The 11957-nt window shown below is 34.5% G+C and carries 8 protein-coding genes, 1 tRNA gene and 1 pseudogene; 4 read left to right on the forward strand and 6 right to left on the reverse strand.

All coding sequences use genetic code 11. From position 1 onward, the window contains the following. The first annotated feature begins 862 nt into the window (after nt 1-862). From VS182_RS06475 to VS182_RS06490, 4 genes are all read left to right on the forward strand, one after another. Nucleotides 863-1777, forward strand: a complete 915-nt coding sequence (locus tag VS182_RS06475) for a transposase family protein (RefSeq protein ID WP_479492400.1) — start codon at nt 863-865, stop codon at nt 1775-1777. Nucleotides 1778-2422: 645 nt separating this feature from the next. Further along, nucleotides 2423-3448, forward strand: coding sequence for a hypothetical protein (locus tag VS182_RS06480; RefSeq protein WP_479492516.1), 1026 nt, complete (start codon nt 2423-2425; stop codon nt 3446-3448). 19 nt (nt 3449-3467) lie between these two features. Continuing rightward, a complete protein-coding gene (locus VS182_RS06485) occupies nt 3468-4439 on the forward strand; it encodes a hypothetical protein (RefSeq protein WP_479492517.1) in 972 nt (323 codons plus the stop codon). A 37-nt stretch (nt 4440-4476) separates the two neighbouring features. After that, a complete protein-coding gene (locus tag VS182_RS06490) occupies nt 4477-5745 on the forward strand; it encodes an alpha-helical endospore appendage domain-containing protein (protein WP_479492518.1) in 1269 nt (422 codons plus the stop codon). 93 nt (nt 5746-5838) lie between these two features. Here the strand turns inward: VS182_RS06490 and VS182_RS06495 are convergent. The 6 genes and pseudogenes from VS182_RS06495 to mutM all read right to left on the reverse strand — a co-directional run bounded on the left by VS182_RS06495 (nt 5839) and on the right by mutM (nt 11955). After that, a tRNA-Leu gene (locus VS182_RS06495) sits at nt 5839-5923 on the reverse strand. A gap of 170 nt (nt 5924-6093) precedes the next feature. Beyond that, nucleotides 6094-7047, reverse strand: a complete 954-nt coding sequence (dnaI, locus tag VS182_RS06500) for a primosomal protein DnaI (RefSeq protein WP_479488622.1) — start codon at nt 7045-7047, stop codon at nt 6094-6096. After that, nucleotides 7047-8741 carry a DnaD domain protein gene (locus tag VS182_RS06505; RefSeq protein WP_479492520.1) on the reverse strand — a complete coding sequence of 565 codons (1695 nt, stop codon included), beginning with the start codon at nt 8739-8741 and terminating at the stop codon, nt 7047-7049. Before VS182_RS06505 ends, dnaI begins: the two co-directional genes overlap by 1 nt. 598 nt (nt 8742-9339) lie before the next feature. Next, nucleotides 9340-10338, reverse strand: a complete 999-nt coding sequence (gene gap / locus VS182_RS06510; protein ID WP_479484348.1) for a type I glyceraldehyde-3-phosphate dehydrogenase — start codon at nt 10336-10338, stop codon at nt 9340-9342. 115 nt (nt 10339-10453) lie between these two features. Then, nucleotides 10454-10995, reverse strand: a pseudogene (gene coaE / locus VS182_RS06515) (dephospho-CoA kinase). 129 nt (nt 10996-11124) lie between these two features. Beyond that, nucleotides 11125-11955, reverse strand: a complete 831-nt coding sequence (mutM, locus tag VS182_RS06520) for a DNA-formamidopyrimidine glycosylase (RefSeq protein ID WP_479484349.1) — start codon at nt 11953-11955, stop codon at nt 11125-11127. Nucleotides 11956-11957 lie beyond the last annotated feature (2 nt).

Genomic DNA, 11957 nt, shown 5'->3' on the forward strand with positions numbered 1-11957 from the left:
AAACTATGAAAGCAACATCATCTCATGAAAGACAGTATATAAAAATACTTGACAAATAGATGTTATAAAAAACGCCATATGAAATGAAGGGCGACACGTTCTTCCTTTAACTTTACGAAAAAACAACAAAAAAAGAAATAAAAACAATAAAGAAAAACAATAAAAGAAATAAAAACCTGTTGTGATAAAAGTAAAGTTAAACAGCTTAGCTATTAAAAATAAAAAAAAGCTAAGAACTAAATGATTAATGTATAAAAAATACATTCTAATTACTGTTTGCATTGTTATTAAACCATAAAATAACAAAGTAAAAAGCCAGTTAAATAGAAAACGCATACATTATTAAAGGCAAAAAATAATAGACAAAATGTTTAGTATTATCTTTCATTATAGAACAACATTTATATATTATTAATTAAACAAATAATTAAACAATAAAATCAAAAAAATATATACAATGCCTATTATACAAACAAAAACCTATTAATAAAAAAGAAGCTTTAATCATTTGGAACATGGAAAACAATAAAAAATCATACCTTTATTGTGGACTTGTGCCTAAACTTTAATACATGTGATTAAGACGAACAATTGTCATTTATGGATATTTTTAAATTTTTTTAAAAATATAAAATTTCAATATCTATTCTTATTTATGAGCTATATTGTTATAATAATCTGAATAAACTAAAAAATATTATATATATTATTATTTTTTTGGAATTTCATTAAGATATGAAAAAAGATAAATTTTTGTGTTTTGATATCTTTAAATTAAAATGCTATTTCTTTATATACATAAAAAAAACAACACTATTATTAAATTGTGTTGTTTTTTTTATGTATATATACTACTATTAATATGGAATTTAACACTAAAAGAAAAGAGCAGATAACTATGTCTAATATTAACAAGAGATATGTAAATATGGAATATGCAAAAATAGCAAAATTAACAGAAAAAGAATTTATGTCCGCCGTAGGCGTCGATAAAATAACCTTTTCAATTATAGTAGAAAGTGTGCGAAAATATGACTTGAAAAACCATGAAAAAGGGGGTAGACCAAACATACTTGACCCGGAAAATCAAGTGTTATTGTTTTTTCATAATTTTTTCTTTGGTCGTACTTATAGAAGTATTGCAAAAACTTTCGATGTTACTAGCAGTACTGTTAATAAAACTATAAAAAAGGTACAAGCTGTCGCAACAAAAGTACTTAATAAAGAAAATCCTAAAAATATGAAAAAATATCTACCTAGCTTAACATATGGCAGATTCATTATAGATGGTACAGAAATATGCATTCAACGTCCTAAGGTGAATTACAAACCCTATTTATCTGGACGTAAAAAACAAACAAGTAAGAAATCCTTAATTTTAATTTGCTCTAAAACTGCCAAGATTTATTTTACAAATTACGCTCCTGGTAGCGTACATGATTTTAATCTTTACAAAAAATCACGTATTCCATTATCAGAAAACGCAACGTTGCTAGGTGATTCAGGTTTTAAAGGCCTAAACCAATATCATTTGTATGCGATTATACCTTATCAAAACAGTAAATACAAGGTTTTAAGCCAAGAAGAAAAAGACTATAACCATATTTTATCCCAAGAAAGATCCTTAGTTGAAAGAGTTATAGGATGGCTAAAAAGATTCAAGCTTATTGCTAATAGATATCGTAATAAACTGAAAAATTTCTCAAAGCAATTTGATCTAATCTCAGCAATATTCAATCATCATTTATCTTTAGATAAATTCAAAAAATTTATATAAAATCCAAAAATATAAATTAAAAAATTCAGACAATTTACACGAACAATCAATTGTATCAAATCAATATAATTTTAGCTATTATTTAAATTTAAATAATTAAATTAAACATATAAGAGGGATAAGTAAAACTTAGTTTCCTTATTAAAACATGTTTATTGATATTTTAACACTTATGATAAAATATAATCATGAAAGTAATGATAATAACATCTTTGAAAACACTTTATTAGTCTCAAATACACATTGCATTAAAGTTTAGGCACAAGTCCTGTGTGAGTGAAAATCATCTTACCTAGTAAAACAAAAAACTGTTTAGGAATAGATTTTCAGTAACCTAGGTTACTTTATGCTAAGTGATATGAAAGTATCCCGCTTAGTATATAAGCAAAAAATAATTTATCTAGTTAATAAATAATTGAATTTACTTAAAATAACATAACAAACAAAAAACTAACAAAAAAACAAAAAAACAAAAAAATTAATTAACTAAATAAAAAAATATGCTAATAGTTTCCTGTATGGTGTGTTGCAATAAAAAATTGCTATAAACTTCAATACATTCTCGGTACATTACCTGGCATAACAAACCCTAGTCCACCATCAATAGCAGACCTAATTACCATCAATCAATATATAGCGCAAAACATGACTTCCCTAACAAACCAAGAACAAGCCATAAGTGATAACTTAGACTCCGCCTTATCTGAATTAAACACACTATCTATAGGAAAACCAGGACCTACTGGACCAACAGGTACAACAGGACCTTTTGGTCCACAAGGACCCCAAGGACCCCAAGGACCACCACCACCTTTTGCAGAAACAGGACTAACAGGACTAACAGGACTAACAGGTACTACTGGAACACAAGGACCATTAGGACCTCAAGGCCTACAAGGACCACAAGGAGCTAGAGGCGCAACAGTTTTTGGACCGGCAGGACCTCAAGGACCAACAGGTATGACAGGCTTAACAGGAGACACAGGACCTCAAGGGCCAACAGGACCAGACGGATTCAGCCCCATAGGACTAACAGGAACCACTGGCCCCACTGGACCAATAGGACCTAGCACAACAGGACCCACCGGCCCCACAGGAATCACAGGCATAACAGCAAATGGACCTCAAGGACCTAAAGGCGCCACAGGACCACAAGGAGCCGCAGGTATAACAGGCACAACAGGACCTACAGGTGCTAGCTTTAATATTTTGAATGTTATATCATGTCAAGCACCATACTCTAATACTGTTCCCATACAATCCGGTCAATATTTTATCTTAGCCGTCGGTAATACAACAAACACCGCTTATACCCCTGGTATGACCATATCTGCAGATAAAACAACCATAACTTTAGCCACCACAGGTGCTTATCTTATTTACTACGGATCAGGTATATTGCGTCCTACAAACGCAACACTAAAATCCCTGAATTTAAGTATGATCCAATTAGTCGTCAACAATCAACCATACCCTGGTAGCCAAATATATTCAGCTTTCAACTGTACCCCCGTAAGGAACGAATCAAGCTTGTACAGTACTAATAAAATTCTCCTAAACACAACAACCCCAAACTCCACAATAAAAATCATCGGCTTACTCAGCAATTACAATCCCAGTTATATAGGTGGCTATTCAAATATACAAATATCCATTCAACAAATCGGATAATACAAGGAGTTATTCAACTATGAGCATTCTAATAGGGCCCATGGGACCTACTGGACCAACCGGCCCCACAGGTTATCCTGGTGGTCCTCAAGGTCCTCAAGGACCCGCTGGTCCAAATATTTATGGTGCTACTGGTGCTACTGGTGCTACTGGACCACAAGGTCCTCAAGGTATTCCAGGCAACACAGGTCCATATGGTTTGCCAGGTATAGACGGCTTAATCGGTTCCTCCATACAAGGAGGACCAGGCCCTATAGGTAACACAGGAATAACCGGAGCTACTGGAATGATAGGTGCCACTGGCCTACAAGGAAATATATTCTTTGTCCAAGGTAACCCAGGCCAACCTGGCCCAACAGGACCACAAGGAATATCAATCACCGGACCAACAGGACCACAAGGTGCCACTGTTACAGGTAGCACAGGCGCCATAGGTTTACTAGGCTCCATTGGACCAAAAGGAACCACAGGCGCCACAGGTATAACTGGTGCCCCTTACCTTTCAAGCGAAGTAGCTTACTTCGCCCAAATCTTAACCTCACCTGTGAATATTACTAGTCCTATTGCTAACTTCAATTATCAAATTAATCGAAGTAGTAATATTACCCTCGTTAGCCCCACAAACATCCAACTCCAACCAGGTGGTTATTCAATCAGCTGGGGATTTACAAAAACACCTCAAACTGCTGGTAGTAATTATATAAATATCCTGGAGACTATCATACTACCTGGATCAGGATCTTTACTCCCTTCGGCGAATAACCTGAGTTTTCGGGATTTGGGAGGTATCGCCGGAGGAAACAATGGCATATATAACATCATACAAATTGACGAAATTTTAATCGTAACCGCAACCACTCAAATACAATTTGAGGACTACAACATAGGGGCCACCGTCAGCTACACCCTCTTCAACAACAGCCCCATATGGCCCACTGTGTTACCATATGGCCCTGTATATGCATATGCCTTAATTCGTAAAATTAAATAAATTTAAAAATTCCTAAAAAAGGGGTTTAAAGCTAAAAATGTCACAAGCAAATATACCAGGTATATCGCCAAATATTTCTTTAGACCAAGAGAATATCTTAAATCTGTTATTAGCAGCAACTGGTTTAAATGAATTAGGCTTAAGTCATTTATTAAATGCTGAAGCTGAGAAGTTGCAATATATTTTAGGTACTTTACCAGGTGTTACAAATAATAATCCTCCTCCGACGTTAGAAGAGTTAATTTCTTTAGATAAAACGCGAAATTCTTTGTTTAAAAGTATTGGTAATAAGAGTGATATTTTAAGTCAACAAACAAATTTAGCTTCTTCTGCATATACAACAATAGGGCCAACAGGTAATATTGGACCAACAGGACCAGTTGGACCAGCTACAGGTGCAACAGGACCAACTGGCCCAACTGGTATAGGGATCATGGGTCAAGCTGGTATGCTAGGATCAATTGGTCCTGTAGGATATCAAGGTCCATATGGTCCTCAAGGAGCAATAGGTCCTACAGGAAAAACAGGTGCTGATGGTGTATCTATTGCAGGTCCAGCAGGTGTTCAAGGTCCTATGGGTGCTCAAGGACCTATTGGTCCAACAGGTCCAACTGGTTTACAAGGAACAACAACTGTCCCAGGACCACAAGGTGTTGTAGGGCAACAAGGAGCACAAGGGCCAACAGCGCCAGTTATAACAGGCCCTACTGGTGATACAGGTATTAGTATAATTGGTGCTACTGGTGCTACTGGTGCTACTGGCGCTACTGGAACAACTGGAGCTACAGGCGCAGCAGGCCCACTATCACCAACATCATACTACGCATTAGGCGCAGGTTCTTTTGGCTACAACGCTACAGAATCTGTAATATTCCCCATAGATACACCTATACCACTTAATTCATTCGCTAATATATTTGGTATAGGTATATCATTAACAGACCCAGATACCATTAACTTAGACCCTGGTATATATATCGTCGACTATGGTTTAATAAGTAGTAATAACAACCCAAACCAATACAACCTTACAGCTTGTGAATTATTAGAAAATGGTACACCTGTAAAAGCAAGCTTTATGTATTCATCATCAACTAATTCAAATAACCAATATAGTAATACAAACTACGTCGCCTCATGGCTATATGGCACGATTTTATTAACTCCTACCGTACCAACAACGTTACAACTTGTACCACGCATATCACCCTTAGACTTCTATACAGATCAAGCTGTTGTACAACAAGCACTAAGCGGGGGTAATACTCCTGTTTTAGCCAATGTCACTGTAACAAAAATTCAATAAATTCTGTATTTTTAATATATAAAAGAACAACCCTTTAAGATATTTTGGGTTGTTCTTTTATATATTAACACATTATACTCATCCACTTAAAAATGCCGAGGGTCGGAATCGAACCGACACGGCCGTAATGGCCGCAGGATTTTAAGTCCTGTGCGTCTACCAGTTCCGCCACCCCGGCAGAAGAATTATCAAAATCAACAATTATGATTGTATCATAAAAAAAAACAAAATAAAAGGGGTTTAGGAAAAAAATCTTAAATTAGCTTTTTGTTGTTATTTTTGTTACTTTGCTTGTTTTATTCTTTTTCTTTGTTTTATTATTTGCATCACTTTATTTTTTTATTTGTCTCATTGTCCTTCAACATCCTCTTTATCCACTTGTTGGCGCCAATTGATGCCCTCTACTTTATATACATCTACATGTGGTGCAATTCTTTCCATTAACCGTCGTGCTTTTATTATTTCCATACCGCCCTTATCTGTTCTAGCTAAATGGTCAGTTAATTCGTCTAAAGGTAAATTGGAAGTGTATACCACAGGCTTACCTTCAGCACTTCTGTATTGCAAAAGGGAACCAAAAATTTCATCTCTTTTCCAAGGGGTTAATGTTTCAGCCCCTATGTCATCAAGGATTAATACATCTACTTCTTTAAGTATCATCATTTGACGACCTACATTGTTTGATGCAACAGCTTCTTGAAGTTCACGTAGGAAATCAGGTACATGAAACATATATGATGAACAATTGTCTATTACTAAACGATTAGCAATTGCTGCAGCAATATGGCTTTTACCTACACCAAAAGGGCCATATAAGTAAATGCCTTTGATGTTTTCTTTTTTTTCTCTTACATCACGACAAAAAGTAGCTGCTGCTTTAATTGCTTTAGAACGATCAACGTCAATTAATAGTGATTCAAACGTAGCATTACGGACATCTTTTGGAATACGATGCGTTTGAAATAGTTTAGCCTTTAATTTATCAAATCTATCTTGTTGTAAGTACTCACAAGGCCGTAAAAGAAGATCAATCGTGCCACGGTGAAAGACTAAACGTGATGTATGCCCTTGTAAAGCGTTTTTACAATCAGCTAAACTTTTACAAGAAACACAGTTATCATGTTCATTCACAAATTGACGAATCCGTGGCAAAGATTGACGCAACATCTGTTGTGTCAATTCTTCATGCTGTTCACATAACGATAATACGGTATTATGTTTTAATAAACGATCAATATCAAGCTGTTTATTATATTTACGCAACCAAGCAGGGATTGTATCTGAGCATTTCTTGATCTTCATCACCCCTTAGGAGACGTCAGATAATTCTTATTACCTTTTTGATCAAAATCACGTAATAAAGCATCTACAGCTTCTCTTTCAGCAGCCAATTCCTTAGGCAATTTAAGCATCTTTTTAGGTGATTGATACGTTGGTGTAATATTTTTCATATACTTTTCTTTCTTATATTTAACCTGATGAGCCGGTTTACTCATTTTAACAGCTCGTCCATAATAACGAAAATCAGGTTCCTGACGCGCCTGAAACACAGCCTGTTCTAACGTACCAATACCCAAACGCCGCCAATGAGCTGCTATCTTCTCCACTAATTTTTTAGGCAAACGATAGTTATGCTTCAACATAACATATTCTAATAAAACATTTACCACATCAGGAGCCAATTTATAATCATGCAACAACTCATCAACTAAACGAAGTTCACTCTCGGGCACTTTACCACCTTTTTGATAATTCGTTAATAACTTAAGAGGCGATATCGTAGCCAACATTGTAAAGTGAGCAGCCTCTGTCTCATCTTTAGCGATGTTAGCAACAAACCAACGCTTTGTATAATCTTCATGTTCACAATCTTCTGGTTTATAATCGTATTTTTGTGGATCAACATAACTTTTTTCAGCATAATTTAATTGTTCATCGTTTTGTACATTTTGTACATTATCAACTAAAATTTCCATATCTTCTTCATCATCAACAAAACTATCCTTAAGCCTATTAGATTCAACAACAAAAGACTCTGGTATTGCCACAACAGGTTGTGGCAATGGTGGAACTTGTACTTGTAGTACTTGTGATTCTTGTTCTGCTGCAAGACGACTTTGATTCGTCAATGCCGCTTGTTGTTCAAAAGCTTGTACAACAATTGTACCGTCCAATTGTACAACGCGTGGATTTTGCATAATCTTGATAATGTCCCAATTATCAAGATTATAAATAAATTTCATTGTAGCTACCCAATCACGCAAATGCTTGTCCCATTTTATTTTAACACCATTTAACAACTCCGTTGGTAAAGGTATATTCTTTGGTTTATTAGGCGCAATCGATATTGCAGGAATTGTACATTGTTCATCAATTAATTTTTGCTGTGCTTCGTTAGAAAAAAACGCATCGTCAAATTTTTCTTTTTGTCCCCATGTTTCTTCCTTAACAAACTTTTCTTTAGGCTCCCAAGATGGTTCATGGGCAATACGTTCAACAGGCTTGTTAAATACTTCTTCAAATTTTTTCGTAAGTTCAACAAACTCATCTTCATCTTCATGAAAACCTAAAACAAGTGGAAGAAAACGGTTACGTAAAGCCAAAAAACGTTTATCACCTAATAACTTTGCTAAAAGTTTTGCTAATTTGTCATTAGCAAAAAAATTCTCAGGATTATTAGGCGTAATTAATTCATACTCATAATAAATCTCACCATCATTAGTCCGATCAAACGTCCTCAAAAGACCTACTGCTTCCAAACGATACCTAGCTTCAAGCAATTTTTCAAACGTAATCCCACATGTTTTAAGAAGATCACCCGTACGACGTACAGGTGAAGTACCAAAACGTTTTGCAGGCAAATGATAAATAAGTGTTTGATATAACGATATACCAACACTACCTACTAAGGGCTGATATAAGTATAAAAGACTTTCAAGGTCGAACAAGATAACTTGACGAGTCCGACAACGCCACCCTGTCTCGCGACCTACCATTTTTAAGCCCCCTTCCCTAGAATGAAAAGTTAAGAGTTTGAACAATATTAGTTATCATATGTAATTTATGCTGCCTTTTTGGGCTAAAAAATGTGCTTTTCTACTTTTTTGTTTTTTCTTTATTTTAATTTTTCTTGGTTTATTTTCTTGTTGTATTCTTTTTTACTTTATTACTTTGTTTTACTTTATTACTTTATTACTTTATTACTTTGTTTTCTAATCTTATTTATTTCCCTATTTTTCTTTCTATCTTAATTTTTTCTTTGTTTTTAATTGTTTTATTTGTTTATTTTTACTTATATTTTTCTTGTTATTTTATTGCCATTTTACCTTTTCTTGTTGTTTTTCATTGTTTATGTTTTTTATTACTTGCTTTTGGCTTTTTTATTTATGTTTCTTATTGTTTTTTCTTTTATTGTTATTTTATTGTTTTTTCCTTGTTTTTTTCTGGTTGTGTTATTTGTTTTCTTATTGCTTTATTTGTTATTTGTTTTCTTATTGCTTTATTTGTTATTTACTTGCTTTTTAATTTTTATTTATTTTATTGCTTTATTTGTTTTCTTGCTCTTTACTTATTCATTGTTGTTTGCTTATTGTTTTATGCTTTACCCATGTATTTTAAAAGGTCAACTACTCTGCAGGAGTAACCCCATTCATTGTCATACCAGGCTAATATTTTGGCATGGTATGGCTCTAAGACCATTGTGGATAAGCCATCGATGATGACGGAAGCGTCATGACCGTTTAGGTCATTGGAAACTACAGGGTCTTCTGTGTAATCTACGTATTGATTTATTTTTGCTTCTTTTTTAAAAAATTGGTTAATTTCGTCTACTGAAACCCCTTTATTTAAAAAGAGGGAAATATCTAATAAAGAAACATTGGCGACAGGGACACGAATAGCCATTCCTTGTAAGCAACCATTTAGGACTGGTAAAATTTCTTCGATCGCGTGAGCTGCACCTGTTTTTGTTGGAATCATCGATAAAGTACAAGCTCGTGCACGACGTAAATCAGTATGGGGGTTATCAAGTAATTGTTGGTCGCTGGTATAAGCGTGGATGGTTGTAAATAAACCTCGTTTAATATGGTAGCGTTGATTTAGTAGAGCTAGTAAGGGGGCTAAAGCATTTGTTGTACAAGAAGCAGCTGAGATTAAATGATGTTTATCAGCTTCATAAAGGTGATGATTTACACCCATAACAAGCATTTTATCAAGCGATTTACTAGGTGCTGTAACTAAAACCTTTTTCGATCCTGCTTTAAGATGCTTTTTCGCACCTTCTCTATTTATAAATTTACCGGTAGCTTCAACAACAATATCAATACCTTCTTCTTTCCAAGGAAGTAATGATGGATCGCGCTGAGCTAAACAAAGTATCTTTTGGTCATTAATAATTAGATACTTATCTTTAATCTGGATATCATGTGAAAAAGTACCATGCACGGTATCGTGTTTAATAATATAAGCGAGTGTTTCTGGTGGATAACACGCATTAACAGCAACAACATCAAGCTCATCTTGCAGCACAGCACGCCTTAATACCATCCGCCCAATACGACCCAATCCGTTGATAGCTATGGAAAGCTTTTTCATGATTAAAAACCCCTAAAAAACATGTTTTTTTATTTTATTTTTGTTTTATTTTCTTGTTTTTTTGTTTGTTTTATTTTCTTGTTTTGTTTGTTTGTTTTATTTATTTAATTGTATTTTATCTACTTAACAAAATGTCCCATAATTGTTTTGCCTGAACAAATGTTTCTTCTAACGTGCCTTGGTTATCAATACACCATGTGGCTTGTTTAATTTTACTTGCTAATGTAAGTTGTGCTGCTAACCTACTATTCAGTTGTTGTTCTGTAAGTGTATCGCGTTTTTGTAAACGTTCTCTTTGTAAAGCGTAAGGTATATGTACAACAATTATCCCTTTTGGGAATTTTGTCTCCCAACCTAGCTCAAAAAGCAATGGTATGGACCAAATAATTACCTTTTTTGGCTCCGTTTTCAATATTTGTTGTTTTTCTAACATTTTTTGCCAAATCAATGGATGTAATATTTTTTCTAATTTTTCCCTTGCATCATGATGACAAAATATGTAATCAGCTAATTTTTTTCTAAGTAAGTTATCTTGTTCATCAAAAAAAAATCACCAAAAGTATCTTTAAGCTGTTTAAAGCCCTCTTCACCAGATCTAACAACTTCTCTTGCGACTTCATCAGCATCGATGATCAAGGCACCCAAGGAAGTTAACATATTACTAACCGTACTCTTCCCTGTTGCCCAGCCACCTGTTAAAGCAAAACCAAGCGGATCATTCGCTGTCTGTTCAGTACGATATTCAACCACTACTTTATCATCCCTTCACCGTACAAAAAAGTGGCTTCAAGATATTTTTTGACAATGTGGACAAATATATGTACCTCGTCCTGCTATTTTCATCCGTACAATCAATGTTTGACAAGTTACACAAGGCTGCTTTATCCTCCCATATGCACGTAGTTTAGCTTGAAAACGGCCGATTTCTCCGTTACCTGCTTGATATGAACGGATGGTCGTACCACCTAATTTAACTGCTTCTTGCAATATATCTTGTATGGCAAAAGTTAAGCGTTTAAGTTCTTCTTCTTTTAGGGTACCTACAATCCTTAAAGGGTGCAATTTAGCTAATGATAGTATTTCATCAGCATAGATGTTACCAATACCAACAATATTATGTTGATTAAGCAAAAAAGGTTTCAATTTACTCCGCTTATCTTTCATTAATGCTTGTAAATATTCCCAAGAAAGTCCGAAAGGTTCTCTTCCTAATAATAAAAGAGGTGGTTTTTGATCTGCATCATCGATATGATGCAGATCAAAAGTGCCGAATTTTCGTACATCCTGGTAGCATAGTTCATAACCTTGGTCTAAAACAAATACTACATGTACATGCGGTAAGATCTCATCACCTGTCTGGCGTAAAAAGTATTTTCCTTCCATCCTTAAGTGGGAAATTAATACCCAGGGATCTACGAAAAAAAGCAAGAATTTACCACGACGTTTAACTGTGGTAAATGTCTTATGAAGCAAGCATTCCTTAAATTGCTCAGGTAATGGTTGTCTAATCATTTTAGGTAGATGAAGTTTAATATCTAAAATTGTTTTCCCAACAACGTTTTCATTTAGAAAATTTTTGATCGTCTCTACTTCTGGCAATTCAGGGATCGTTATCAACT

The sequence above is a fragment of the Pasteuria ramosa genome (genome assembly GCF_056496785.1).